At 57.6% G+C, this 24,764-nt stretch carries 23 protein-coding genes; 4 read left to right on the top strand and 19 right to left on the bottom strand.

Annotated features, from left to right (window positions below):
• Positions 1-76 precede the first annotated feature (76 nt).
• The gene (locus tag ACP7AJ_RS01165; RefSeq protein ID WP_426058354.1) at positions 77-1,237 is read right to left on the bottom strand and encodes an acyl-CoA dehydrogenase; all 1,161 of its coding nucleotides are present in this window, start codon (positions 1,235-1,237) and stop codon (positions 77-79) included.
• A gap of 210 nt (positions 1,238-1,447) precedes the next feature.
• On the opposite strand from ACP7AJ_RS01165, the gene ACP7AJ_RS01160 reads away from it, so the two are divergent.
• Positions 1,448-1,825, top strand: a complete 378-nt coding sequence (locus tag ACP7AJ_RS01160; protein WP_426058353.1) for a DoxX family protein — start codon at positions 1,448-1,450, stop codon at positions 1,823-1,825.
• Positions 1,826-2,491: 666 nt separating this feature from the next.
• Here the strand turns inward: ACP7AJ_RS01160 and recJ are convergent.
• The 12 genes from recJ to pdhA form a co-directional block, all read right to left on the bottom strand.
• Complete coding sequence (recJ, locus tag ACP7AJ_RS01155) at positions 2,492-4,231, bottom strand: single-stranded-DNA-specific exonuclease RecJ (RefSeq protein ID WP_426058352.1); 1,740 nt, start codon at positions 4,229-4,231, stop codon at positions 2,492-2,494.
• 370 nt (positions 4,232-4,601) lie between these two features.
• A complete protein-coding gene (locus ACP7AJ_RS01150; RefSeq protein WP_426058351.1) occupies positions 4,602-6,428 on the bottom strand; it encodes a tetratricopeptide repeat protein in 1,827 nt (608 codons plus the stop codon).
• Positions 6,429-6,729: 301 nt separating this feature from the next.
• On the bottom strand, positions 6,730-8,856 hold the full coding sequence (locus tag ACP7AJ_RS01145; protein WP_426058350.1) for a peptidylprolyl isomerase: 2,127 nt from the start codon (positions 8,854-8,856) through the stop codon (positions 6,730-6,732).
• A gap of 262 nt (positions 8,857-9,118) precedes the next feature.
• Positions 9,119-9,382: a hypothetical protein gene (locus ACP7AJ_RS01140; protein ID WP_426058349.1), complete on the bottom strand. Its 264-nt coding sequence runs from the start codon at positions 9,380-9,382 to the stop codon at positions 9,119-9,121.
• A gap of 183 nt (positions 9,383-9,565) precedes the next feature.
• Positions 9,566-10,132, bottom strand: coding sequence for an LPS export ABC transporter periplasmic protein LptC (lptC, locus tag ACP7AJ_RS01135; protein ID WP_426058348.1), 567 nt, complete (start codon positions 10,130-10,132; stop codon positions 9,566-9,568).
• 26 nt (positions 10,133-10,158) lie between these two features.
• Positions 10,159-11,496, bottom strand: coding sequence for a hypothetical protein (locus ACP7AJ_RS01130; protein WP_426058347.1), 1,338 nt, complete (start codon positions 11,494-11,496; stop codon positions 10,159-10,161).
• A complete protein-coding gene (locus tag ACP7AJ_RS01125; RefSeq protein WP_426058346.1) occupies positions 11,483-12,223 on the bottom strand; it encodes a type III pantothenate kinase in 741 nt (246 codons plus the stop codon). Before ACP7AJ_RS01125 ends, ACP7AJ_RS01130 begins: the two co-directional genes overlap by 14 nt.
• Before the next feature lie 172 nt (positions 12,224-12,395).
• Entirely contained in the window at positions 12,396-14,390 is a 1,995-nt protein-coding gene (locus ACP7AJ_RS01120; protein WP_426058345.1) for a pseudouridine synthase, read from the bottom strand.
• A 197-nt stretch (positions 14,391-14,587) separates the two neighbouring features.
• The gene (locus tag ACP7AJ_RS01115; protein ID WP_092671198.1) at positions 14,588-14,971 is read right to left on the bottom strand and encodes a TraR/DksA family transcriptional regulator; all 384 of its coding nucleotides are present in this window, start codon (positions 14,969-14,971) and stop codon (positions 14,588-14,590) included.
• A 183-nt stretch (positions 14,972-15,154) separates the two neighbouring features.
• Positions 15,155-15,631: a 6,7-dimethyl-8-ribityllumazine synthase gene (gene ribH / locus ACP7AJ_RS01110; RefSeq protein ID WP_426058344.1), complete on the bottom strand. Its 477-nt coding sequence runs from the start codon at positions 15,629-15,631 to the stop codon at positions 15,155-15,157.
• Between the two features lie 119 nt (positions 15,632-15,750).
• Positions 15,751-16,539, bottom strand: a complete 789-nt coding sequence (locus ACP7AJ_RS01105) for a tetratricopeptide repeat protein (RefSeq protein WP_426058343.1) — start codon at positions 16,537-16,539, stop codon at positions 15,751-15,753.
• 63 nt (positions 16,540-16,602) lie between these two features.
• On the bottom strand, positions 16,603-17,634 hold the full coding sequence (gene pdhA, locus ACP7AJ_RS01100; RefSeq protein ID WP_426058892.1) for a pyruvate dehydrogenase (acetyl-transferring) E1 component subunit alpha: 1,032 nt from the start codon (positions 17,632-17,634) through the stop codon (positions 16,603-16,605).
• A 209-nt stretch (positions 17,635-17,843) separates the two neighbouring features.
• Between pdhA and recF the strand changes: the two genes are divergently transcribed.
• Both recF and ACP7AJ_RS01090 read left to right on the top strand, forming a co-directional pair.
• Positions 17,844-18,956 (top strand): DNA replication/repair protein RecF, encoded by a 1,113-nt coding sequence (recF, locus tag ACP7AJ_RS01095; protein WP_426058342.1) that lies wholly within the window; start codon positions 17,844-17,846, stop codon positions 18,954-18,956.
• Positions 18,957-19,027: 71 nt separating this feature from the next.
• Complete coding sequence (locus tag ACP7AJ_RS01090) at positions 19,028-19,336, top strand: DUF721 domain-containing protein (RefSeq protein WP_426058341.1); 309 nt, start codon at positions 19,028-19,030, stop codon at positions 19,334-19,336.
• Positions 19,337-19,765: 429 nt separating this feature from the next.
• Here the strand turns inward: ACP7AJ_RS01090 and ACP7AJ_RS01085 are convergent, their stop codons facing one another.
• Positions 19,766-20,152, bottom strand: coding sequence for a helix-turn-helix domain-containing protein (locus ACP7AJ_RS01085; RefSeq protein ID WP_426058340.1), 387 nt, complete (start codon positions 20,150-20,152; stop codon positions 19,766-19,768).
• Positions 20,153-20,426: 274 nt separating this feature from the next.
• On the bottom strand, positions 20,427-21,296 hold the full coding sequence (locus tag ACP7AJ_RS01080; RefSeq protein ID WP_426058339.1) for a glycerophosphodiester phosphodiesterase family protein: 870 nt from the start codon (positions 21,294-21,296) through the stop codon (positions 20,427-20,429).
• Positions 21,297-21,475: 179 nt separating this feature from the next.
• On the opposite strand from ACP7AJ_RS01080, the gene ACP7AJ_RS01075 reads away from it, so the two are divergent.
• On the top strand, positions 21,476-22,099 hold the full coding sequence (locus ACP7AJ_RS01075; RefSeq protein ID WP_426058338.1) for a hypothetical protein: 624 nt from the start codon (positions 21,476-21,478) through the stop codon (positions 22,097-22,099).
• 110 nt (positions 22,100-22,209) lie between these two features.
• On the opposite strand, the gene ACP7AJ_RS01070 is transcribed toward ACP7AJ_RS01075, so the two are convergent.
• The 4 genes from ACP7AJ_RS01070 to ACP7AJ_RS01055 form a co-directional block, all read right to left on the bottom strand.
• Positions 22,210-22,488, bottom strand: coding sequence for a PLD nuclease N-terminal domain-containing protein (locus ACP7AJ_RS01070; RefSeq protein WP_426058337.1), 279 nt, complete (start codon positions 22,486-22,488; stop codon positions 22,210-22,212).
• Between the two features lie 112 nt (positions 22,489-22,600).
• Positions 22,601-23,254, bottom strand: coding sequence for a rhomboid family intramembrane serine protease (locus ACP7AJ_RS01065; protein ID WP_426058336.1), 654 nt, complete (start codon positions 23,252-23,254; stop codon positions 22,601-22,603).
• A 105-nt stretch (positions 23,255-23,359) separates the two neighbouring features.
• Entirely contained in the window at positions 23,360-24,331 is a 972-nt protein-coding gene (locus ACP7AJ_RS01060) for a polyprenyl synthetase family protein (protein ID WP_426058335.1), read from the bottom strand.
• Positions 24,332-24,455: 124 nt separating this feature from the next.
• Positions 24,456-24,755 carry a DUF2695 domain-containing protein gene (locus ACP7AJ_RS01055; protein ID WP_426058334.1) on the bottom strand — a complete coding sequence of 100 codons (300 nt, stop codon included), beginning with the start codon at positions 24,753-24,755 and terminating at the stop codon, positions 24,456-24,458.
• Positions 24,756-24,764 lie beyond the last annotated feature (9 nt).

Here is a 24,764-nt window from a genome sequence, read left to right as displayed (position 1 = left end):
TTCACAAAAACTAAAAACCCAGCCAAATAGTGGCTGGGTTTAGTGCAATGAATCTGAATTTTAGGCTATTCGCTACTTACTTGAGCAATTCCCGCGAAATCACAATTTTCTGGATTTCTGAGGTCCCTTCGTAAATCTGGGTAATCTTGGCATCACGCATGAAGCGCTCTACGTGGTACTCTTTCACAAAGCCGTAGCCACCATGAATCTGCACCGCTTCTACGGCCGAGTCCATGGCCACCTTGGAAGCAAACAGCTTGGCCATAGCGCCGGATTTGGCATAGTCGGCGTGGTTGTCTTTGTCGGCGGCAGCCTGCAGGCAAAGTAGGCGAGCCGCGTCGATATTGGTCGCCATATCGGCCAGCTTGAACTGAATGGCTTGATGCTTGGCAATCTCCACTCCAAAGGCCTTGCGCTCTTTGGCGTACTTCAGGCTGAGCTCCAGCGAGCCAGAGGCAATGCCCAGGGCCTGCGCGGCAATGCCGATACGGCCGCCGGCCAGCACCTGCATGGCGAACTTGAAGCCGAAGCCATCGTCACCAATGCGGTTTTCCTTGGGCACCTTCACGTCGGTGAACATCAGCGAGCAAGTATCAGAGCCGCGGATGCCGAGTTTGTTCTCTTTGGGGCCCTGGATGAAGCCGGGCATGTCCTTGTCGACAATCAGCACGTTGATACCGCGCGACTTCAACTCGGGGTTGGTTTGGGCAATTACGAGGTAAACCGAGGCCGTGGTGCCGTTGGTAATCCAGTTCTTGGTGCCGTTCAGCAGGTAGTAGTCGCCTTTGTCTTCGGCGGTGGTGCGCTGGCTGGTGGCGTCGGAGCCGGCTTCGGGCTCGCTGAGAGCGAAGGCGCCAATGATTTCGCCCGAGCACAGGCGGGGCAAGTACTTCTGCTTCTGCTCCTCGGTGCCGTACTTCTCCAGGCCCCAGCACACCAGTGAGTTGTTCACTGACATAATAACCGAGCAGGAGGCGTCCACCTTGCTGATTTCTTCCATGGCCAGCACGTAGCTCACGGTGTCGAGGCCGCTGCCGCCGTACTCGGGGCTCACCATCATGCCCATAAAGCCCAGCTCGCCCATCTTCTTGACTTGCTCGGTGGGGAACTTCTGGTGCTCGTCGCGCTCGATAACGCCGGCCCACAGCTCGCTCTGAGCAAAGTCACGGGCAGCGTCGCGCACGGCCAGTTGCTCTTCGGTCAGGGCGTAAATATTAGAGGAAGTGATGGTTTGCATGAACGGGGTGGGAAAGTTGAATAATGAAACAAAAGTACGCCCGGCGCGCGGGGCGGGCAAGGTGCCCGGTAGGCCTAGCCGATACGATGCACAACAACCTGACGGCCAAAAATCTTACCCGAAGGCGTAGATTTATTATGACCCGGTTCGCCGGGCTGCGGGCAGTGCAGCGTGCGGCATCGCGCCCGCCGTGCCACCTTTGCCTGCTCTATGATTTTCCCGGGATTTCGTTCGCTCAGCCACTATGTGCTGGCCTTGGTTTTTGTGGTAGCCGGCATTCTGCATTTTGTGCACCCGGCTACCTACCTCACCATTATGCCTCCGCAGCTACCGCAGCCCCGGCTGCTGGTGTACCTGAGCGGTGTATTTGAAATACTGGGCGGACTGGGGCTGCTGCTCCGCCCCACCCGGCGCCTGGCGGGCTGGGGGTTGCTGACGCTGCTGGTGGCCGTGTTTCCGGCCAACGTGTACATGGCCCTCATTCACCATCAGTTGGGCATTCCGGGGTGGGTAGCGTGGGGGAGGCTGCCGCTGCAGCTGCCACTTATGTGGTGGGTGTGGCAGGTAAGTCAGAGAGGGCAGCGATAATACTGCAGTATACCTTACGCTCTCTCTTCTACCACTCGATTTTTCTAATGAAGTTTTCTTGTCTTTCCAAGCCGCAGCTGTGGACCTTGGCGCTGGGCGTCAGCTCAGGGGCTTAGGCCCAATCAACCCCTACCGCCGGCGCGCCGCCAGCCAGCTCTTTTACTGATGACTATGCCCGGGCAGCAGTTGGCTAGGCGGCCCGCTACACGGCCGCCTACGATTCGCTGATGCGGTTAGTGGCCAATATTCACACTCGCTCCGAGGCCCGAATGGGATACTTCAAGGCCACTCACGGCACTTTCGGTGGGCTACGCCGCCAGACTCGAACGCACACGGGTTATAATGACAGTTTAATAAAACTATAGAAAGAGAAGCACCTCATCAGCACAACGCTTCAAAAGGTTCGCTACTACGACGAGAAGGGCCGCAAGGTGCTATCGGAGCGGCACGTAGGCCAACAATTGACCTCGCTAAAGCTCTCAGAATATACCGGCACGCTCAAAACTCCTACGGCGGAATGGGTGTATGCCAAAGGCGCTTTTTGCAATATGCCTCGCTGCCGCCATTTGGCCGTCGGCGGTACAGCTACTATACTAAATCCAAGCCAGCTACTGAATAGCGACCTCCAACCGCTTTGGCCAAGCTGGCACGGGAAAGACGTGTCGGCTACTCCCAGCGCACGTCCAGCAGGCGCAGCTGTACGCTTCGCTGCCCGCGGTACTCATTCAATTCCACGGTGTAGCAGGCGCTGAAGGGTTTGCCTTGCTCAATTTCGGGCAGGTAGTCGGCTAGCCCGAAGCCAATGGCATCCACGGCGGGGCCCTGGGCATCGGCCGAAGCCATGCGCAGCTTGAGGTGTCCCTGCCCTACCACACGGGCGCTATTCGGCACGGCCACCAAGCGCTGCGAGGCAAACACCGGGTTGGGGTTGCCAGGCCCGAACGGCTCCATGCGGCGCAGCTCAGCAAAAAAATCTTCGTTGATGCGGCTTAGCGGCAGCAAGGCGGCCACTTCCACGGGCCGCACCAGGTGCTCGGTGGTGAGGGTATCAGCTACTACCTCCTCAAACCGGCGCTGAAAAGCCGGCACATTTTCCACTTTCAGGGTGAGGCCGGCAGCGGCACGGTGCCCCCCAAACTGGTCGAGTAGCGGGGCGCAGGCTTCCAGGGCCTCGTGCACATCGAACCCCGCCACGGAGCGGGCCGAACCGGTGGCCTTGCCGTCGCGCTGGGTCAGAATGACGGTGGGCCGGTAGTACTGGTCGAGGCAGCGCGAGGCCACAATACCGAGCACGCCCTGGTGCCAGTCGGCCTTGTAGAGCACGGTGGCGCGAGCGTTTTGCAGCGTGGGGCTGTTGGCAATCATATCCAGCGCCTCCTGGGTGGTGTGCTGGTCGGAGCCGCGGCGCTGCTGGTTCATCTGGTCGACTACTTCGGCGGTGTAGCGGGCCTCCTGCTGGTCGGGAGCAAGCAGCATGGCCACAGCGCGGCGGGCATCGCCCATGCGGCCCGCCGCGTTAATGCGCGGCGCAAAGCCAAATATCAGGCTGCTGATGCCCAGGGGACCTTCGCGCAGGGTAGCTAGCTCGCGCAGGGCAGCCAAGCCGGGGCGCAGCAAGTGGGCATCTTCGTTGAAACGCCGCAGGCCGTGGGCTGCCAGAATGCGGTTTTCGCCCGTGATGGGCACAATGTCGGCGGCAATGCTCACGGTGGCAAGGTCCAGCAGGTCATGCAGCGGCGCTTCGGGCAGGCCCAGGTGCTCGCCCAGGGCCTGCATCAGCTTGAAGCCCACGCCGCAGCCCGACAGGTCTTTGTAAGGATACTCGCAATCGGCCCGCTTGGGGTCGAGCACGGCCACGGCGGCCGGCAGTTCGTCGCCGGGCAAGTGGTGGTCGCAGATAATAAAGTCTACGCCTTTGCTTGCGGCATAAGCCACTTGGTCCACGGCTTTGATGCCGCAGTCGAGCGCCACAATAAGACTGAAGCTGTTCTCCGCCGCAAAGTCGATGGCCTTTTCCGAGATGCCATAGCCTTCGGTGTAGCGGTCCGGAATGTAATCGCGCAGCCGCTCTTCGCCGAACAGAGGCGTGAGGTAGCTCATCACCGTAGCCACCGAGGTAATACCGTCTACGTCGTAATCTCCGAGCACCATCACCTTTTCACCTTCGTGGAGGGCCTGGGCTAGGCGGGCTACGGCGCGGTCCATGCTGCGCATCAGCAGCGGATTGGGCAGTTGGCGCAGGTCGGGGTGGAAGAAGCCGGCGGCGGCTTCAGGCGTGTCGATGCCGCGCTGCACCAGCAGGGCGGCTATTTCAGGAGCAATGAACAGAGCCTCGGTCAGGCGGTGGGCCCGCTGTGGGTCCGATTCAGGGATAAAATTCCAGCGCTTACCAGCGGATATTGACATCAGATACGTAGTAGAAATGGCCCCAAAAGTACGACCAAACCCCTCCCCGGGCCGACGGGCTTACCTTTGAAGTCCGGCCTCCCTCCTGCCGTGCCCTATGCATCAGCTACGAGAATTCTATCGCAAATACCGCCAGTACATCCTTTCCGATGGATTGATGTACGTGGTATTTATCCTGGCGCTGGCGCTGATGTTCTTGTTATTTGGGTAAGCTCGCTGTGCTGAGGGCGTGGACTGTGAGCAAAAAAGGCGGTCATGCGGAGCGCAGCGAGGCATCTTGCTTGCTGCATTGTATGCACTGATTACTATCATATGCGAGATGCTGCGCTGCGCTGCCTCTCGTTCTTCCCAATAAGTCTAACCGGCTGGGCTACACTCCATCGCCCCGCAGCTTGCGGAACCGCTTGCGCGCCTCGGCCACGTAAATACTACCCGGGTATTTCACTATCACCTGGTTGTATAGCTCCTGCGCCTTGGCTTTGTCCTTCAAGTCTTCCTCTTGGATGCGGGCTAGTAGAAACAGCGCATCGTCGCTCAGTACGTCGTATTTGGGATTATTTGTTATGCGTTCCAGCGTGGCAATGGCGGCGGGAAAATCGCCAGCACGCCGCTGTAGCTGCGCCTTCAGGTAGTAGGTATCGTCGGAAAGGGAGTGGCCGGGAAATTTCTCCAGCAGCTTATCTAAGCCCGCAATGGCCTCTTTAATCTTGTTCTGGAACACCAGCTGCTCCACGGCCGCGTAGGCGCGCAGGCCCAAGCCCAGGGTGTCCTCCACGGTGTTGTCCTGAATAAGCAGCGAGAGCTGCATGGCGTCGTTGGCAATTTCGCGGGTGGTGGCTTCCTTCAGGATGTCGAGGTGGCTTTGCGCGAGCTTGAAGTCGCCGGCGTAGTAGCTCAGGCGGGCGTTGCGCAGCTTGGCTTCGTAGCCCAGCGGCGAGTCTTTGTGTGACTTCTCCACCTGCGAGTACAGCAGGGTGGCTTCCCAGGGCTCGGCTTTCAGCAAGTACAGGTCGCCGAGGGTCACCTTGGCTTCGTCTATCATCTCTTTGCTGGCGCGGGGCATGTCGATGACATCTTGCAGCAAGGCCATCGCCTTGGCGCGGTCGTTGAGCTGGAAGGCGTGCAGGTTGGCCAGGTTACGCAGTACAGGCGCCGTGTCCGGCGTGCGGCCCAGCTCAGTTAGCAGCTGCTCGTATTCGGCCACAAGGGCGCGCACTTTGGCTACGTCGACGGGGAATGTTTCGCGTACCTGGGCCTCCCGCGCCTGCAGTAGGCGCTGGCGAGCAGCGTTGCCGTAAGGGCCATTGCGGTACTCCTTGACCACGTAGGCGAAGCCGTCGATGGCACTTTCGTAATCTTTGTTTTGCTGAGCAATGGAAGCCAGCTCCATCACCCGCACGCCTTCGCCGCGGCTGCGGCGGTCAAGGGCCCGCGCCTGCACCAAGGCCCCGCCGAAGTCCTTGCGTTGCATTTGCAGCCACAGCAGCAGTTCGCTGTAGGCAGATTGGTCGGGGTGCTGCTGCGTGGCAGTGAGCAACAGCTTTTCCAGTACTTCAAAGTCCTTTTCTTCGCGCAGGGCGTTTTGCAGCATGTTGCGCACAAAGGGCAGCTGCTGCTCATCCTGGGCCACCAAGCGCAGGGTTTCGGCCAACACCTGGGCCTGGTTCTGGCTTTGGGTATAAAGCTGAATGAGCTGCGGGGCGTACTCGGTGTCATTTTTGGCCAGGGCCCGGCCGCGCAGGTAGGTGCGCTCGGCCCACTCGGGTAGTTCGCGGCGGCTGAACTCTGCGGCCACCGGCAGCACTTGTGGCAGCGTGAGCTGGCTCAGCACCTTCTGCCACTGCTTCTCGGCAGCCGAAGCATCGCCTGCAGCCTGATACACGCTGCCGAGGGTCACGGCCATAGTAGCGTCCTCTGGGTGTAGCTTAACGGCTCTTTTGGCCAGCTTCTCAGCGTCTTTGTGTCGCTTCAGTGCTTGCAGCGACGCCAGGTACACCGAAAACACTGCCAGGCTGGTTTGTTCGGCAGCGGGCAGCTTTTCAAATAGAAACACCACTTTTTCATGCTCGCCGCGACGGGCATAGTCGGTGGCCAAGGCCACACCGCTCACCGGTGCCCAGCCCTTTTGAGGCTGCTGGGCCTGCGCCGGAAGGGCAAGGAGCAGAGAGGCGGCTACTAGCAGGGAGTACGAACGCATAAATCGTATTGAGTAGTCAGTATTGAGTAATGAGTATCCAGACCAAGTAGTTCAGCAGAAATACAGTGACGCTGCCGGACTCCTGACTCATCAGAATAGCCTTAAGGCCCATTGTGCGCTCTTGCTTTCTATAATACCACCCATTTACTTCCAAGCTTAACGTTGGGGTTTAGCAGGTTCGTTCATCCTCTAAATTCGGCGACGCAGGACACTTGTTTTGCAAACATTGCCAACAACACGTAAAAACGAAAAAGGGCCGCTCCCGAAGGTACGGCCCTTTTCAAACTAGGGGATTAATGCCCTAGAAAAACTTCGTGCGGTTGTCTTTCACATTAGAGTGGGCCTTGATGGCCTCGTAAATCTTACCGTCCTGCTGCTGGGCGCGCTGTTGCGCGAGCTGCTGCTGCACGGCTTTCAGGTCGGCAGCGGGCGTCTGGGGCGCCGCCACGCTCACCGGCTCAATCACCAGCACGCCTTGTTCACCTTTAATAGGAGCCGACTTCTGGCCGGGTTTCAGCGCAAAGGCTTTGCCCACGGCCACTGGCTCGAAGCCCACGTTCGCAAGGTTACCCTGGCCGAGTACCACGTCGGAGGCAGTGCCTACCTGCGCGGCGGGGCCGTACTTGGCTGCCATTTCTTCCAAGCTGCCACCGGTGCCAATTTTGGCCATGATTTGCTTGGCTTTCTCCTCGTTGCGCACCATGGCGGTAAGCTCGGGCTTGAGCGCGGCAATCGAGGCCGTGCCCTGGGCGCGCTGCTCGGTAAGGGCAGCAATGACGTACTGGTCGCCAATCTCATAAACCTCGGAGATGTCGCCCACTTTGGTTTCGCCACCAGTTTGGTTGAAGCCAAAGGCCCAACGCACCAGCTCACGCGCGTTCTGCAAGTTGTTTACGCTACGAGCCCCGCGGTCCAGGTTCTTGGCCTCCTGTTTCACCAGGGTCTTGTCTTTGGTCACCAGCTTGCGGAAGCTTTCCAAGTCGGTGGCTTCGCCTTTCAGTTGCTGGGCCTTAGCGTAGGCCGCCTCGCGGGTGGCATCACTGGGGGCAATGCTCTTTACCACTTCGGCCACCTGATAGGTTTGCTTGGTAGGAGCTGCCGTTACCTTGATAACGTGGTAGCCGAACGAAGTTTCCACTACGTTGGGCAGCAGACCGGGGGCAGTGGCCCCGAAAATAGCTTTCTCAAACTCGGGCACCATGCGGCCTTGGCCAAACCAGCCAAGGTCGCCGCCCTGGTCCTTGGTGCCATCCGTACCGAACTGACGGGCCATGGCTCCGAAATCAGCCCCGGCTTTGATTTTGTTCAGGATGTCCTGGGCTTTGGCTTTGGCAGCGGCTTTGGCTTCGGGCGTAGTACCGTCGGCCTTGATGAGGATGTGGCTGGCGCGGGCCGCCGACTGTGTGCCGGCCTTGGTGCCCGTTACCTTATAGAGCGAGTAAGTGCCGTTTTCGGCATAGGGGCCATACACCTTGCCTTGGGTCAGGGGCAGCTGCTTGCGCAGCTCCTCGGGCAGGTCGGCAGGGCTGCGGAACGCGTTGTTGTAAGGCTGGTCCGAATTAGCCGACACGAACAACGAGTCGACCGGAGCCGAAGCAAACTGCGTGGCCAGTTCGCCCATCGAGTTTTTCACGGATGTGCTGTCTTCCTGCAGCGCCACCACCGGAATGGTGATGTACTCAACCGAGCGCCCTTCTTCAACCTTGTATTTGCTCTTGTTCTTGTCAAGGTAGGCCTGCAGTTGCGCGTCGGTCACTTTCACGGCCGAGTCGGAAATGCTGCCGTAAGGTACGAACAGGTACTTCACCGTGGCCTTGGTGTTCTGCAGCTGGTTGAAGCGCTTGGCTTCGGCCGAGGTCACGTACACCGAGTTTTTCAACAGGGCAGTGTACTTGTTGGCGAGGCGCTCGGCGGGCAGGTTGGCTTCGAAGTTGTACCAGGCAGCCTGGTTTTCGGGAGGCAGCTTGTCGAGATTCTTCAGGTACTCCACCAGGCGGGCCTTGTCGAACTGGCCGGTTTGCTGGTCGGTGAAGGCTTGCTTAATGCCGGCGTTGATGTTCTCGCCCTGCACCATGTCCACCAGCTCATCGTCCGATACGGTCAGGCCCAGCTTGTCCCACTCAGGCTTGAAGGCCATGCGGTAAATGGTCTGGTTCCAGGCCTGGTCGCGCAGGTAGCCCAAGGCTTGGTCGTCGGGCTGGCGCTGCTGCTGGGCAATGAAGGCTTGCTTGGCTTGTTCGAGGGCGTTGTTGTATTCTGCCAACTCAACCTTCTGGCCAGCTACTTCCCCTACGGTTTGGTCGTTACGGTTAAACAGCCGGTTGTTGCCGCCTACCAGGTCGCCGCCCACAATGAAGAGCACCATGCCGACTGCCACGAGGCCGACTGCTATGCCTGATTTTTCTCGAATTGTGTTAATTAAAGCCATTTTTGGTTGTCAGTTGCTAGTTGTTGGTTGTCAGTTGTTGGGTGTCGGCTGCAGTACGTCAGAACTTTCTGACCGCTGCAAACAAACAACCGACAACGAGCAACCCTTTTAAGTAGGGTCAAAAGAGGCGCAAAATAACCAGAATTTGACCGGCAATCAAAGTTTTACCTGATTTTAAGTGCTTGAGCAAATTGGGTAAATCCTACCAATTGCCCGTTGGCCCGGCTACGGCCCTACCGGCACCGCGGCCCGGGCGCCATCCCTAGCGGCGTTTCTGGGTAGATTTGGCTGGAGTTTTGGCCCGGACCTGCTTGGCGAGCCTCGCTTCTTCCTCGGCAATTTTTGCGGCCAGTCGCTCCTGCTGCCGCCAGTAGAGCAGTGGCATCCAGCAGGCCATGGCTATCATAAAAATCCAGTAGTTGGCGGCCAGGTCATTGAAAAAAATGGTCTGGTAGATACCGATTACCATCGCCACCACGCCCACCGACAATAGTACGGTGCGCAGAAGAGCTTTATCGAAAATCATGGCAATGGGGAGTTAGTGATAATTAGAGTGGGCCGAACCAGCTGGTAGCGGCCTGAAACAGGCCGGCTGACCTGTGAGCAAGCTTGTTCTTAAAACCCGGCGTAGGCCGGTGCTTTCTGCCTGACAAACGAGGAGCGAAGCGCCGACGTTCCGTGCCGGCTTCTGACGCCTCAGGTGCATTGGTTACGGGGCCGGAGCCGATTGCGGCACCGCGAACACGCCCTTGGGATTGATGATGCTGTAGCGCGAAAAATCCTGGTTTGCCCGCAGCCCGTAGCCCGTCAGATATTCCTGGGGCGTGGTCACCTTCACAAACATGGCCGAATCAGTGTAAATCAACTGCTTGTTCATGTCAAAGAAAAGCTCCTCGGTGTTGAGCCGCTGCTCCTGCGGCACGTTTACCACGCGCACATCGCCGCGCATGATGTAGAGGTTCTTTGCCTTGTCGAGCTTGCCGTAGTTGGCGGTGAGCGTGTTGACCACCTTCTTCGTGTTGTCGGCCGAATAAAACTTCACCTCCACACCTTTAGGGTAACGCACGTCGCTGTTTTCGAACCGCTGCTCCAGCGGCGCCGTGAGTTGTAACTTCAGTTTGGCCGAATCGCTGTATAGCGTCCGCACATTCGTGGTTTCCATCAGCGGGCCCGTGTACTCCAGCCGGGGGCCGTTGGTCGCTTTCTTATCGCAGCCCGTCAGGCCCAGTACGGTCAGCAATGCTCCGCTGGCCCAGCTTTGCCGAAGTATTTGCACTACGCTTGGTGGTTTTGTAATGATGGCTACTGCAAGCGGCGCTTGATAAACCAGCGGTTGTTAAGCGTCACGCCCAACTGGCCCCGGATGTAGCTTTCCTGCACGTTGCTGGTGCCCGTGGCGGCATTGAGAAGGTCGGTGTTGCCGCGCACGCCGTAGGTGAAGCCCAGGCTGAACGTGGTAGACTCCAGCGGCGTGGCCGTGGGCAGCGGAAAGCCAAAGCCCCAACTGATGGCTCGGTCGTAGAGCGTTTTGCCATCTGGCTGATACGGCATCTGGGCCACATTCAGGCCCGCACGGTAAGTCACCCGCCGGAAATAATGGTCTACTGAACCCGGGTCGGGTGTTAGTTCGCCCCCCATGCCTACCCGCATGGTGTTGACCAATGGAGTGCCTACTTGGCCAAAGCTGTTGAACTTTGACCAATCCTGCCGGGAAGCATCAATATTGAAGCTCCAGTTTTTGTCGTTGTCGAAACTTACCCCTACCTGGGCAAGCGTGGGCACGTAGGTGGAGCCGCGCTGGTCGCTCACGGTGCTGGGGTTGCCGAAGGGGGTACCGTCGATATTTTCCTGCTGCTGCGTCACGGTCTGCTGCCCGTTCAGGCTATGGCCAAAGCTGTAAACGCCTGCTAGGTTCATGCTCAGCGTCTTGGCCACCTTGGCCCGGTAGTGGGCGCCGGCCCGGAAAGCAAAGTCTGAGTAGCGCGTGTGCGTTTGGTTTACCGAGTTCAGGGGCAGGGCCGTGCTGTTGGCAATTTGCACTACGGTGCCCGTGGTTTCGTCAATTACCCCAAATATGTACGAGGCAGTGACTCCCACCGTAAATGCCTTGGTAATGCGAAAGCCCTGACCAAAATAAGCTTCCGATACGCCGCCGGTGCCCCTGTACTGCTTCAATACCTTAGCCGGGTCCGTGGTCGGGGCCCCCACTACATCCTGAATAACGTTCGATTCGTAGTCCACGGAACTAACCGGCTTTAGGCCCACAGCGGCGCCCCACTTGGTGCCCAGTGGCACCGACATGGCGAGATAGCCCAGATTGGCACTGCCGCTTCGGGTGGCCGAGTTGGCATTGCTCACGGTTTTGTACTGCCCATTATAGCCGGCCTCGAAGGTGGTGCGGCCCGTGTAGTAGAGCAGCGCTGGATTCAGCTCGTTTATGTTGACCGAATTAGGTGCTGCCAAGCCTACCCCGCCCATGCCCATCTGGCGAACCCCGCCGGTGTTTGCGTTGAATTCGCCCAAGCCAATGCGCGAGTAGGGCGAGTTGCCTAGACCCTGCGCCTGCGCACCGCCTGCCACCAACACCCCTGCCAACACCACACCCAAACGCAGGCAACCCATCTCTTTATTTGACAACATGATAAGCTAAAATCCGATTAAGGCCGAGCAGCACCAGCTCAGGCACCACAAAGATACGAGCCGGGAGCCGGGCCGCCAGAAAAGCAGCATCGCCCCCCGTTAGCAACACCCCAACGCCGGGGTATAGTTGCTGGTACTGAGCAATGAAGCCCGTGATTTCGGCCACGGCGCCATTTACCACTCCGCTCAGCAAGCTACTCGTAGTGGAGTCGCCCGTGAGCGGAATCGTTGCATTGCCGCGTGGCAGTTCCAAAAGCGGCAGCCGCCCCGTGAACGTATGCAGCGCCCGAAACCGCATGTTCAGCCCCGGGCCGATGCTGCCGCCGTGGTAAGTGCCATCGGCGGTAATCAGGTCCATCTTCAAGGCCGTACCCGCATCGACGATGAGCGTGGGCTGGCCCGGCCGCAAGCCGGCCGCACCCACTGCTGCTGCCAGCCGGTCGGCCCCCAGCGTGTGGGGCGTGGCGTAAGCATTGCGCAACGGAATGGCCGTGGTAGCCGGAGAAAAGCTCAGGATTTCGCCGGGGACTACCCCTCGTAGTTCTTCGGCCCGCAATGCCGCGTCTTCTGCCACCGAGGCAATGATAACGTGCTGAGGCTGCCAACGCTGCACAACGGCCAGCACCTGCGACGCTGTGAGACCAGCCGTCATTTCGCACAGCGTCGTGCCGTCGAAACAGCCGGCTTTTACTGCGGTATTGCCAATGTCTAGCGCGAGGGTACGCAAGTAGGATTATTGAAAACAATGTTTAAAATAAACGTCATGCTGAGCGTGGCCGAGGCATCTCTGCCGCGCAGCAAATCCAACTGATTGGGTTTCACTGCTACGGTAGAGATGCTTCGGCTGCGCTCAGCATGACGTTCTTTTCAGGCTCTCCTAAACGTAGCCCTTGCCTTGCTTACAGGAAGTACTTCAAACGAATTACCTCTTGCTCGCTCAGGAAGCGCCACTTGCCGCGGGGCAGGTCTTTCTTGGTGAGACCCGCGTACTGCACGCGGTCCAGCGCCACCACCTCATAACCGAGGTGCTCGAAGATGCGGCGCACAATGCGGTTGCGGCCGATGTGGATTTCGATGCCTACGAAGTGTGGGTTGCCGGCCACTACGGCCACGTCGTCGACGATGGCTTTCCCGTCTTCCAGTTCGAGGCCTTCGGCAATCTTGCGCAGGTCGTCTTCGGCCAGGGGTTGGCTCAGTTCGACCTGGTAGATTTTCTTGTTTTTGTGCGAGGGGTGCGAGAGCTTCTGGGCTACTTCGCCATCATTGGTGAAGAGCAGCAGGCCCGTGGTGTTCCGGTCGAGCCGACCCACGGGGAATATCCGCTCCTTTGAGGCGCTGGCCACCAGGTCCATCACCGTGCGGCGGCCTTCGGGGTCTTCCGTAGTGGTGATAAAGTCCTTGGGCTTGTTCAGCAACACGTACACCGACTTCTCGCGGCTGAGGTTGGTTTTGCCGTATTGCACGGTGTCAGAGGGCTGCACTTTGTAGCCCATTTCCGTCACCACTTCGCCATTCACCCGGATTTCGCCGGCGGCAATCAGTGCATCGGCCTCGCGGCGCGAGCAAATGCCAGCGTTGGCGATGTAGCGGTTCAGGCGCAGCTCGTCGGTACCGAAATCCTCGTCTTCCTCGCGGCGACGCTTGTTGCCGCGGGTTTTGTCGTTTTCGTAGTGCTTGAGGTTTTTGTAGTCCGGTGCCTCGCCGGGGCGCTCGCCGTAGCGGGGCTTGTCGGCGCGGTTATCCTGAATGACCGGGCGGGCCGCCCGGGGCTTGTCCACGCTGGCACCGTAGCCAGTACCGGAGCGACGCACGCTACGTTCCTGGGCTTTCAGGGCCTCACGGCGCTCGGCGAAGCTGCCGGGCGCGGGCGTCCATTTCTCGTTGCTGCGCTTTTCGTAGCTGCCGCGCTCGCCCGTGCTCCGGCTTGCTCCGGCTGCATAGTTGGTGTTCTCGCGTTTGCCAAATGCACCGGGCGTGAACTTCCGGCCAAAGGCCGCTTCGTCGCCCCGCCGGTCGGCATCGCTGCCACCAGCGAAGTCGCCACGCTCACCACGCTCCTCGCGGGGCTGGGGCGGGTTGGCTTCAAAAGGACGCGCCGACCGGATGGGCCGGTTCGGGCCACGCTCCTCGCTGCGCTGGAAATCTTCCGTTTCGCGGGGGGTGCTGCGCCCAAAGCTGCCGCTGTTGCGGGGGGCGCTAGTCTCACCTGGCTCGTTGGGGTTTTGCTTCTGGAACTTGCGGTTGCGCTCGCCGGGTAGGCCGCGGGGTACCGCCTTCTCGCCTTCGCGGCGGTAGGGCTGGCCGTTCCAGTTCTCCTTGGGCTGGTACTCCCGAATAGGACGCGCCGGGGCCGAAGCCGGGCCGCGCTGCTCGCCCCGGTCGCTGCCAAAGCCACCACGCTCGCTACGCTCATTGCGCTCGGGGCGCTCAGCAGTGCGGCCGTAGCTGGTACCGGTGCGCTGCTCCTTGCCTAAGCGAGGACGCTCGGGCCGGTCAGCACCGGGGCGGAAGCCGCCTTGCTCGCGCTGGCCATACTCTCTGCCACCGCCAAAAGGCTTGCCGCCAAAGCCACTGCCGCTTTCGCGGCTGCCGCCAGACGGGCGCCTCTCGCCATCGCCGGAGCTACGGCCACCGCCAAAGGCTCCGCTTGAGGGACGGCCAAAGGCGCCGTTGGTTGCGGGGCGCCCGAAAGCACCGTTCGTGGCCGGACGGCCATTGCCGGGCCGGGATGCGGAGTAGCCGCCACGGTCGCCGCCGCGCTCACGGTCGTTGCCGCGGCCAGCTGCACCACCTGGGGCCGGCCGCTCGCTCTTGTTGCCGAAGCCACCGGGGCCTCCTGCATTGCGGCCGCCGCGACGGTCCGACTTATCTTCTGAATAATGTTTCTTGCCCATGGGGTCCTGAGTTGCTTGCCGTATCGCTACGGTATGATTAAAAACGTGGTTGTGGGGGTGAATCATTTCGTCCCACTGAGCGGCTAAAGCCTTCAGGCGGCAAAATGATTCACTTAAGTTAAAAGCAAAAGCCCGAACCTGCCAGCCGGTCGCCGTAGCGCCGGCCCACAGGTTCGGGCCTCAGGCCATCGCGAGGATTAGTCGCGGCGGGCCATTTTGGCTTCGATGGAATGCTGGGTGTGGGGCACTGCGCGCAGGCGCTCCTTCGGAATCAGCTTGCCGGTACCGATGCACACGCCGTAGGTACCGTTCTTGATGCGAACCTGGGCATTCTCGAGCTGCTGAATGAACTTCATCTGACGAGAGGCCAACTGGTTCATGCTTTCCTTCTCGGCCGTGTCGGCGCCGTCCTCCAGTACCTTGGCCGACGAAGCGGTGGTGTCGGTACCGGAATCGTTGCTGCGGTTCAGGGTCTCCTTGATGAATGCCAACTCCTTGCGGGCTGCCGTCAGTTTGTCCTGAATAATCTGGTCAAACTCGTTCAAGTCTTCCCGGGAATAGCGAATATTGTCGTCGTTCATCGAAAGGGGTAAAAAAGAGGTGTGGGCAATGGTAGGAAATCTCCAAGCAACGAATCGGCAACACGTCCGGTTGCTAAATAGTTTGGCAGGGCTTATTGCCCCACGCACCACAAGTCAAAGCTGTTGCATGCTTGTTTTTGCGGGTGCGAAGTTACAAACGTTAGGCCGCTTTTCCTTGGGCTGCTAAAAGCCTAACATTTGGATAGCAGCCACAGCGGCTTCTACTCCCTTGTTGCCGTGCTTGCCACCGGCGCGGTCCCAGGCCTGTTCCAGGGTATTGGTGGTGACGAGGCCAAAAATAACTGGCTTGTTGAACTTCAAACCAACTTGGGTGATGCCCTGGGCCACGGCGTGGCAGATGTAGTCGTCGTGTTTGGTTTCGCCCTGAATCACGACCCCCAGGCAAATCACAGCGTCCATTTCGTCGTGCTGCGCCAGGAACTGGGCACCCAGCGTGAGCTCGAAGCTGCCGGGCACGGTGTTGCGGTAAATATTATCGGCGTTGGCGCCGTGCTTGATGAGGGTATCGTAAGCACCGGCACTCAGCACGTCGGTTATCTCACGGTTCCAATCGGCCACCACCAAGCCGAAACGCATTTCGCTGATGTCAATGAAAGTAGAAGCGTCGTACTCGCTCAGATTTTGGAGAGAAGTTGCCATTGTGGGGTTAAATGCAGTCATCCTGAACGCAACGAAGGACCTTATCACGGTGGAACGGGTTTCGTTCGGGTGCGACAAGGTCCTTCGCTGTGCTCAGGATGACAAGGTAATGGTCCTGATTATTTCGCGCCTTCCAGCTTGGCTTTGTACTGGCGGGCTTCCGCTACTTCCTGGGCCGTGGGAAATTCGTTAATGATGCGGTCGTAGGCTTTGATGGCGCCTTCGTTGTCGTTGGCTATTTCGCGGGCCACACCTTCCTTTAGCAGGTAGCTGGGCGAGAAGTACTCGTTGGCGTTGTGGTCGGCTGCCTTGGCGTAGAGGTCGGCGGCTTCTTTGGGTTTGTTAAGCTCCAGTTGCGCATCGCCCATCAGGGCATAGGCCCGGCTTTGCACGAGGTAGTCGTCCGAACTGAAATCCTCGAGGTAGTCGAGCGCCTCTTTGTATTTGCCCTGCTTCAGCGAAGCCACGCCAGTATAGAAATTGGCGAGGTTACCGGCTTTGGTGTTGCCGTACTCCTGTGTCACGGTCACGAGGCCGGGTGCTTTGCCATCGCCCTTGATGGCTTTGTTCAGCGAGTCGGCTTCCCAATGGTTCACGGCGCGGAACATGGTGGCCTGAGCTTTTTCGTCCTGCTGGTTGCGCCAAGTGTAGAAAGCAAAAGCCCCCACTACCGCCAATACCACCGCGGCCAAGATGCCCAGCAGCAGGTTGCGGTTGTTGCGAACGAAATCCTCCGACTCAGCCAGCCGCGCTGCCAGTGCGTCCGGGTCTTCCAGCAGCGGGTTCTCAGCCGGCAAGTTTTCAGACGACAGGTTTTCGGCAGGCGCCAATGGGTCAGCCGAAACGTTCTGAGTGGGTTGCCCCTGGCGGGCCTGCTGGCTTTTGCCAGTGTAAGGAATCTTCGACATTACGGAGAGATTTTCAACAACAGGGCCTGCGAGCAAGCCGGGTGGCCGGGGAAGCCGGTTAAATTAGTCGTGGATGTAGGGATAGTCGGCCTGCACATAGACGTCCTTGTACAGTTCGTCGGGTGTAGGGTAGGGAGACGTTTCGGCAAATTCTACCGATTCGGCCACCTGCGCTTTGATGCGCTCGTCGATTGCTTCGAGGTCGGCCTCGGTGGCCATGTTTTGGGTGAGTAGGGTGTGCCGCACGCCTTCGATAGCGTCGCGCATGCGGTAGTCTTCCAGCTCTTCCTTGGTGCGGTACTTGGCGGGGTCGCTCATGGAGTGGCCCTTGTAGCGGTAGGTCTTGAACTCGAGCAGCGTGGGCCCGTCGCCCTTGCGGGCACGCTCAGCTGCGCGTGCCACTGCCTCGTGAACATCTTCCACGCGCATCCCGTTCACCGGCTCCGATGGCATGTCGTAGCTCAGGCCAATCTTGTAGAGGTCGGTAACGTTCGACGTCCGGGCTACCGAAGTACCCATGGCGTAGCCGTTGTTCTCAATTACGAAGATGACGGGCAGCTTCCACAGCATGGCCATGTTGAAGGCCTCGTGCAGGGCACCCTGGCGCACGGCGCCGTCGCCCATGTAGCAAATGCAGAGCTTGCCGGTCTTGTTGTACTTCTCGGCAAAGGCAATGCCGGCACCCATGGGCACCTGAGCCCCTACGATGCCGTGGCCGCCCATGAACCCTACTTCCTTGTCGAACATGTGCATGGAGCCGCCTTTGCCTTTCGAGCAGCCGGTGGCTTTGGCAAACAGCTCGGCCATGATGGCATTGGGCGATGTGCCCAAGGCCAGCGGATGGGCGTGGTCACGGTAAGCGGTGATGTACTTGTCGCCTACTTCGAGGGCAGACACTGCACCGGCTACGCAAGCCTCTTGGCCGATGTAGAGGTGGCAGAAACCTTTAATCTTTTGCTGGCCATATAGCTGGCCGGCCTTGTCCTCAAACTTGCGCATGAGCTGCATTTGCTCATACCAGCGCAGGTACGTCTCCTTGGGGAAGTTCGACTCTGCGGCTTGTTGTTTCGAGAGGTCGGTACCCGAGGCGGCCATAGTGGGCGCATCGGTGCCTGGCATCACGGGGTCGGGCTGGCCGCCAGTGGTGGTGGCGTTGCCTTTCGCTTTGGCCGCTGAACCATTGGCCGCAGGCGATTTTTTAGATGCAGCTTTTACTTTCGTATCTGCCATAGCAAGTTTAAGGAAAAGAATAATTCGCGTTGGGAGGGCGAAATTACGTAAAAGTGCTGGCAATACCGAACCTTATGACCCTTGACTCCCTCCAGCTTCTTTTTTTTAAGAACTACGACGACGCGGCGCTTCGTTTATCTCCGGGTCTTAACTGCTTCATTGGCGACAATGGCAGTGGAAAAACCAATTTGCTTGATGCCATCCACTACCTGTCGCTGACCAAGAGCGCCATCACGTCTTCTGACGTGCTTTGCATCAAGCAAGGCGCTGATTTCTTTGTAGTTAAGGGTAATTTCTCATCAGATTTGGGCTCTGGCCACGAAACTATACAGGTGAGCCTCCGCCAGGGCCAGAAAAAGACGCTCACGCATAACAAGCAGCCCTATGAACGAATGGCCGACCATATTGGAAAGTACCCGGCCGTGCTCATTTCGCCTTATGATACTGACCTAATCCGCCAGGGCAGCGAGGACCGTCGGAAGTATTTCGACAGCCTCATGGCCCAACTCGACCACGAGTTCTTGGAGTTGCTTATATCTTACAACGCCCTATTGCGCCAACGGAATGCCGTGCTCAAGCAAGGCGAACGCCCTAGCCACGGTTTCGACCGGGATTACCTTTTGGCACTCGATGAGCAATTGGCACCCATTGGCCAACTACTCACTGTTCTTCGCGAAGCTTTCCTGGCAGAGTATGTGCCCATATTCCAACGCCACTACCAGCAGCTTGCCGATGGCCGGGAAGTAGTCACCCTCACTTATAAAAGCCAACTACTAGGGGCCGACTTCGCTCAACTACTTCGGAGCAACGAGCGCCGCGACTTTGCTTTGCAGCGCAGCACCACTGGTTCCCACCGCGACGATTTCGTGTTCCTGATGGATGAAATGCCTGTGAAAAGCCATGCTTCCCAGGGTCAGCAAAAGTCCTTTGCCATTGCATTGAAGCTGGCCCAATTCGAGATGCTGGCATCGAAGCAGCGACACAAGCCCCTACTCCTACTCGACGACATCTTCGACCGTTTGGACGACAAACGCATCGCCCGCCTGTTGGAGTTGGTAGCCAATGAAACCTTCGGGCAGGTTTTTCTAACCGATACCAACCTGGAGCGCACTGACCAAGCTTTGGCTCGCGTTTCCATTCCCATCCTTCGCTTCCGGGTTCAAGACGGAACAGTAGCGCCAGTTTAACGACGTCTGTACCTACCTTTGCAGCATCAGAAAAGGGGCATTTCTGCCCTTTCTTTTGCCTTGACTGCCCTGTGAAAAAGCCCTTTTTCCCTTTCCGTTCTGGTGACATATCTCTAAAGGAGGGACTCGAAGCATTGGTTCGCACTTACCGGCTCCAGGGCAAACTCAACGAGGTAACTGTGGTTTCTAGCTGGGAGCGGGTGATGGGCAAGGCGGTTGCGTTGAAGACCCAGGAGGTATACGTTAACCAGGGCCGGCTCTTTGTCCGCCTCACCTCTGCCCCACTCAAGCATGAGTTAGTTATGGCCAAGACTCGGGTGGCCGAGCTTATTAATGCCGAAGTTGGCGAGACCGTAATAAAGGAGGTCATCTTCCTTTAAGTCGAACTTCCGAGCCTTTTGATTTTGGTGGGAACCGTACTGGATTTAGACCGTGGTTTCCCTGTGTCCTAACCAAACCAAGTCTAGATTCTTCATTGCGACTTTGCTCAGTTCAAGCTTGATTTAAGCCTTGAACCATGTGTCACTCCCAGTCGGTCCTGCATGGCGTCGTGCCCTCATTGAGAAGCCATCTTGCTTCTTTTATCGAGGTGCTCTTTCTAAAAATGAGGTCTGCATTCCAAATTAGGCCACGCCTCTCCCCTGCCTGTTCAAACCATTTTTATTCACTTCCCTGACGCTGGTGGATAGGAGCGGTAACATAGTTCGTGTGCAACTCCGAGGCAGTGACAACTACACCACAGGCACCCTCTTTACACCTGATTCATTGGAGTTGCCACGGACAAAAATGTTTCACGTGGAACATTTTTGTTACTTCGGACCATACACTTTTAGCAGGAGCTCATTGTAGGCCTCTAGAAGGCTTATATACTTAGCTTGAAGTAATAAAAGCTGCTTAGAAGCGTCTAAGTCTATACTTTGCGAAGATGTTACACGTGGTGTAACGACAGATGTAACAACAGATTTAGAAACAGGTGTTACAAATGGCAAAGAAGACTGTTGTATAACTGTAAAGTCGTTAGAAAAGTCGTGATTAATAATATCGCCGATGCGTTTTACGAAGTTGTAATCAATCGTTTCTTCTTTGAATTTACGATAAATGGTAGGGCGTGTAATACCCAGCTCGTCTACGATACGCGTAATGGAAATACCGCTGTTCTTGATGGCTTCTTGCAGGATTTCCCCTTGGTGTGGCATAATTAACGTATTACGTAACGCTTATACAAAGATGCCAAAAGTGTACGGATATAACAAACTTGTAAGAACAAATTAATTACAAACTGAGTGTAAATAAAGATACGTTACACATGATACAAATGTATCAATTAACAATAACACATGTATCGTTAACGCATTACAAATCATTTTTGTAACACAGACGAAACAACACACATAGAAACAAAATTGCCCTTCTCTGAATGCCTGAGCAGTTTAGAGAAGGGCAATTTTGTTTGTACTACGAGTGTATCTACTACCCTGGGGAAGCAAGCAGTTGGATAAGACGGTCGGGATAATCCGTTGTCATACCATCGACCCGCATGGAATGCAGGCGAAGCATATCGTTAAGTTCATTTACGGTCCAGGGAACGAGACGGACGCCAGGGAAGGCCAAACGAAGTGCATGAACAGCAGCCGGCGTGACCGTGCCGTAATCAGGGCCAAACGTAGTGGGAACGAACCCTAGCCGCTCGATGCTGTGAGCCCAGGGAAGGTCATCTTCGACCAACAGGCACGTCGCAAGATGCGGATGCTGTTCGTGCGCCACTCGGAGAACACGAGGGTCGAAACAGAGCAGTGTGGTGCGCGACATGACCCGAGCGGCGACGAGTTCAGCCACTACTAGGGAGAGAAATTTGGCCGGGGCTGGATGTGATATATTGTCTCCCTCCGGAGAGCTTTTCATCTCGATAGAGTAGCCGACAGGACCACGGCCGAGAGACTCTGTGGCGGCATCGAGCACGGCAAAAACTTCGCTTAGAAGGGGCTTGTAAGCAGGTGCTGAAAGCTGCTCGGGAAAGTTAGGGTGCTGCTGCTGGCCGCAGTCGCAACGACGAATGGCGGCGTAGGGAAGGTGGTAGAGGTTGTGTGACTGCGCGTGGTTGGGCGGTATGATTTTGCCGGTTGAGTCAAGGCAAATCTGGGGGTTTAGCCAGGGCTCGTGGGAAACCACCACTTGGTTGTCGGCCGAAACGACTACGTCCATTTCCATCACATCAACTCCCAGCGCCAGGGCATGGAGGAAAGAGGCCAAGGTGTTTTCGGGGCGTAGGCCACGGCAGCCGCGGTGGCCATGAACTTCCGGACGATAGCCGACTTGGGGAGAGAAAACAGAAGTAAGCATAAAATAAACAGAAAGCAGAAGAAAAGAAGCAAGCAGGATTGGGAAGAAAATGACAATGCCAGAAGTTGGACAAGCATGCTTTTAGTGTGTGCACTATCCTACATCAGGCATACGAGGGCACAGCCGAAACCCAAGGGTTTAGGGTAATTTTGGGGCTCATTTCATCTAATGATTCACCCATGAAAAGATTGTTGTTATTCGTGCTGCTACTGGCGCTAGTGGCGGGAGGATACTATTATTACCGCAGCCTCAAGCAAGGGCCACAGGGCGCGCTGGTAGCTGCTGCTGCTGCAGTGCAAACCCACGACATGGCAACGTTTGAGAAGTACGTAGATGTGAGCAGCGTGACCAGCCACTTGGTAGACGACATATCTCAGCAGGGTTCGGTGCTCTCTTCCCTGGTGCCCGGCGGAAGCCTGATGATGGGCGGGGCCATGCGTATGCTCAAGCCAGCCCTAGCCAAAGCAGCCCACCAGGAAGTGCAGCGCTACGTGGAAACCGGTTCGCTGGAAGAGGCAGCCGCGGCCGCTCCGAAGCACGTAGTGAATGTTTCGCTCACCGGGTTGGTGGGCAAAGTGGTTAGCCCCGATAGCCAGTTCAAGGGCATTAAGTACAGCCGGGAGGAAGGCGATAATGCCTTCGTAGGCCTGGAGGTATCGCAGCCGAAATACGACACCACGATGGTAGTGGAGGTGAAGCTGCGCCGCATGGGCGACCACTGGCAGATGACGCAAATCACGAACGGAGGCGAGCTCCTACGAGGTGTGGCCCAGCTCGAGAAGAAGCGTCTGCTGAAACGCTAGCAACACGCGCCCTATTTGACCGAGCACACAACTCGCCAGAGGTCATAAAAGAGAAAGCCCCGGCCAAATCTGGCCGGGGCTTTCTCTTTTATGACCTCTGGAAAGACCTGCTACTTGCGGCCTGAGAAGAGAAAGTAGATGATGGAACCACCAAAGGGGAAGAACCAAATGATGAGGCCCCACATGATTTTCTTACCGATGGACCAATCCTGCTTGATAAGGCTTAGGAAAGCAAAGACGGCAAAGAGGAGGTAAACAACACCGAAGATGGTGAGGGAGCCATCGTCGCTGCGGCCGCTGCCGCAGGCTGTGAGCAAAACAGAAGTGAATAGGCTCAGCAGTAGTGCCAGGGAAGGCAGACGATGGCCAACTGAAGTGAGGAAACGCATTGCGGAAGTATTTAAGATGAAAGGAAATAGGTGATTACCTATCTGCCACCTCTTACGCAAACATCTCCAAATGGATATAGCAAAAGGGACTTTTTTTTATACAAGTTATTGATTATGAAAGCTTTGATTGAATAAACTGACTAATTTGCACAATAAACTCGGGGCCTGCCGAGGGCATGAGGGCCAGCATGAGCACCACGCCGTAGAGTGCGCCGTAGAAGTGGGCATCGTGGTTTATGTTATCGCCCCGGCGACGGCCCATGTACCAGGAATAGCCCAGGTAGAGAAAGCCGAACAGGAAGGGCTGGATGGGAAACGGGATGGGGAAGATGATGATGCCGCCTCCGCTGTTGTTGACCGGAAACAGCAGAATGCTGGCAAACACCACCGACGACACCCCGCCCGAAGCCCCGAGGCTGCGGTAGCCGGGGTCGTTGCGGTGCTGGAAGTAGGTGGGCAAATCGGAGATGATGATGCCGCCCAGGTAGAGCAACAGAAACAGTCCGATGCCCGCGCCCGGCCCGTAGTTGCCGGCCAGCGTCCCCAGCACAATGGGGCTGAAGGAATAGAAGGCAAACATGTTGAAGAGCAGGTGAGCCCAGTCGGCGTGCAGAAAGCCAGAGGTGAGCAGGCGGTACCACTGCCCGCCGGAACGCGCCATAAGGTAGGGATGCATTATCCAAGATTCCATCAGCTGGCTTTTCGACCAAGCGTAGGCGGAGATGGCGACCGTGAGGCCGATGAGGATTAGAACGGGGTTAAACACGTAACGCCAGAAAAGGGTGGATAAAGAAAATCAGATACGGGGCTGAAGCGCATGCGCTTCAGCTAATGCCAGCGGCATAGCACAGGAGCTGGAGCAAGCGCTATACTAGCTTTCGCGGTCCATGAGTTGGAGCGCGAGGTGATGCAGTGGCTCCTTGCGCGCTGCGGGCGCCGCTACACGCTCCAAATGCTGGAGAGCATCCTGGAAGTAATCGTTGATAAGAGCTTCCGTCTGGGGGCGAATTTCGAGCTCGTCGTAGATGGCGCGTACTGCCGTCACCTTGGCTTCGGCATCAGTGACGGGCTGGGCGATGAGCTGGCGCAGGATAGCTTGCTGCTCGGCGTTGGCCTGCGCCTGTGCAGAGAGCAAAAGGAAGGTTTTTTTGTCGGCAATGATGTCGCCGCCCACGCGCTTGCCGAAGGTGGCGGCGTCGCCATACACGTCCAGCAAATCATCGCGCAGCTGGAAGGCCAGGCCGATGTCGGTACCGAATTGCCGGAGGTGGTCGCCATCTTCCTCCGAGGCACCGGCGAGGCGGGCGCCCAGTTCCAGGCAGAAACCGAGGAGGACGGCCGTTTTCAGGCGAATCATGTCTAGGTATTGCGGAATGGTTACCTGGGCTTCGGTCTCGAAATTCATGTCCCACTGCTGGCCCTCGCAGACCTCAGCGGCTGTTTGGCCGAAGCGGCGCAGGATGGTGGGAAGCAGTGCCGGCTCTACGTCCAGGAACAATTCGTAGGCCCGTACCAGCATCACGTCGCCGCTAAGGATGGCCACGTTGGGGTTCCACTTCTCGTGCACGGTGGCCTGGCCGCGGCGCAGGGGGGCCTGGTCCATGAGGTCGTCGTGAAGCAAGGTGAAGTTGTGGAAGACTTCAGTGGCCACTGCGGGCTTGAGGATGGGCGTTAGCTCGTCGGTGAAGAGGTGGGCGCCGAGCAGCGTGAGCAGCGGCCGGATGCGCTTGCCGCCAAGCCCCATGATGTAGCGGATGGGGGCGTAGAGGGTATCGGGTTGCTCACCGTAGTTGAGTTGGGCGAGGGCGGCAGTGATTTGAGCGGGGAAGTCAGCAGTGGTCATAGTGCGTGCAAAGAACGGGGGCGTTTGTCATTGCGAGTGGAGCGTGGCGGAACGCGGCAATCCTTCTACCCCATGCTACCAGCCCTGAAATGCGACAACCCAGACACACCAGCCCAGGTTATTGCTACAAACCCTCATACTTCTCTTCTACATTCGCCAAGACTTCGCAGTCACAATAGCCGCCAAGTTCGCCCAACCATTGCTTGACGGGTTCAAATGCGAGGTTTTGGGTAGCGGCAAATTCCTGGGTGAAACGCAATGTGTCATCGCAATCATGCTCCGTCAGCTGCTGGTCGAGGTAGTCGAAAAAAGCCGCTAGCTTGGGTTTGGGCATCGGCAGCGCTGCGAGCTTCTCCTCGTCGGCCTTTTGCCTTAGCTCATTTTGAATGGCCTTTCGGCGTTGCTTTTCTTCTTGAGACGGCATGATTGAAAG

Source organism: Hymenobacter sp. B1770 (assembly GCF_049896385.1).
In the GTDB taxonomy this organism is placed as follows: domain Bacteria; phylum Bacteroidota; class Bacteroidia; order Cytophagales; family Hymenobacteraceae; genus Hymenobacter.
Note: the sequence above shows the minus strand (reverse complement) of the source record. Positions and strands in the feature narration are given on the sequence as shown.

Excerpts from the sequence above, each read along its gene's own strand:
- ACP7AJ_RS01165 (WP_426058354.1), bottom strand. The coding sequence starts at position 1,237 with ATGCAAACCATCACTTCCTCTAATATTTACGCCCTGACCGAAGAGCAA.
- ACP7AJ_RS01160 (WP_426058353.1), top strand. The coding sequence starts at position 1,448 with ATGATTTTCCCGGGATTTCGTTCGCTCAGCCACTATGTGCTGGCCTTG.
- recJ (WP_426058352.1), bottom strand. The coding sequence starts at position 4,231 with ATGTCAATATCCGCTGGTAAGCGCTGGAATTTTATCCCTGAATCGGAC.
- ACP7AJ_RS01150 (WP_426058351.1), bottom strand. The coding sequence starts at position 6,428 with ATGCGTTCGTACTCCCTGCTAGTAGCCGCCTCTCTGCTCCTTGCCCTT.
- ACP7AJ_RS01145 (WP_426058350.1), bottom strand. The coding sequence starts at position 8,856 with ATGGCTTTAATTAACACAATTCGAGAAAAATCAGGCATAGCAGTCGGC.
- ACP7AJ_RS01140 (WP_426058349.1), bottom strand. The coding sequence starts at position 9,382 with ATGATTTTCGATAAAGCTCTTCTGCGCACCGTACTATTGTCGGTGGGC.
- ACP7AJ_RS01130 (WP_426058347.1), bottom strand. The coding sequence starts at position 11,496 with ATGTTGTCAAATAAAGAGATGGGTTGCCTGCGTTTGGGTGTGGTGTTG.
- ACP7AJ_RS01120 (WP_426058345.1), bottom strand. The coding sequence starts at position 14,390 with ATGGGCAAGAAACATTATTCAGAAGATAAGTCGGACCGTCGCGGCGGC.
- ACP7AJ_RS01115 (WP_092671198.1), bottom strand. The coding sequence starts at position 14,971 with ATGAACGACGACAATATTCGCTATTCCCGGGAAGACTTGAACGAGTTT.
- ribH (WP_426058344.1), bottom strand. The coding sequence starts at position 15,631 with ATGGCAACTTCTCTCCAAAATCTGAGCGAGTACGACGCTTCTACTTTC.
- ACP7AJ_RS01105 (WP_426058343.1), bottom strand. The coding sequence starts at position 16,539 with ATGTCGAAGATTCCTTACACTGGCAAAAGCCAGCAGGCCCGCCAGGGG.
- pdhA (WP_426058892.1), bottom strand. The coding sequence starts at position 17,634 with ATGGCCGCCTCGGGTACCGACCTCTCGAAACAACAAGCCGCAGAGTCG.
- recF (WP_426058342.1), top strand. The coding sequence starts at position 17,844 with ATGACCCTTGACTCCCTCCAGCTTCTTTTTTTTAAGAACTACGACGAC.
- ACP7AJ_RS01085 (WP_426058340.1), bottom strand. The coding sequence starts at position 20,152 with ATGCCACACCAAGGGGAAATCCTGCAAGAAGCCATCAAGAACAGCGGT.
- ACP7AJ_RS01080 (WP_426058339.1), bottom strand. The coding sequence starts at position 21,296 with ATGCTTACTTCTGTTTTCTCTCCCCAAGTCGGCTATCGTCCGGAAGTT.
- ACP7AJ_RS01075 (WP_426058338.1), top strand. The coding sequence starts at position 21,476 with ATGAAAAGATTGTTGTTATTCGTGCTGCTACTGGCGCTAGTGGCGGGA.
- ACP7AJ_RS01070 (WP_426058337.1), bottom strand. The coding sequence starts at position 22,488 with ATGCGTTTCCTCACTTCAGTTGGCCATCGTCTGCCTTCCCTGGCACTA.
- ACP7AJ_RS01060 (WP_426058335.1), bottom strand. The coding sequence starts at position 24,331 with ATGACCACTGCTGACTTCCCCGCTCAAATCACTGCCGCCCTCGCCCAA.
- ACP7AJ_RS01055 (WP_426058334.1), bottom strand. The coding sequence starts at position 24,755 with ATGCCGTCTCAAGAAGAAAAGCAACGCCGAAAGGCCATTCAAAATGAG.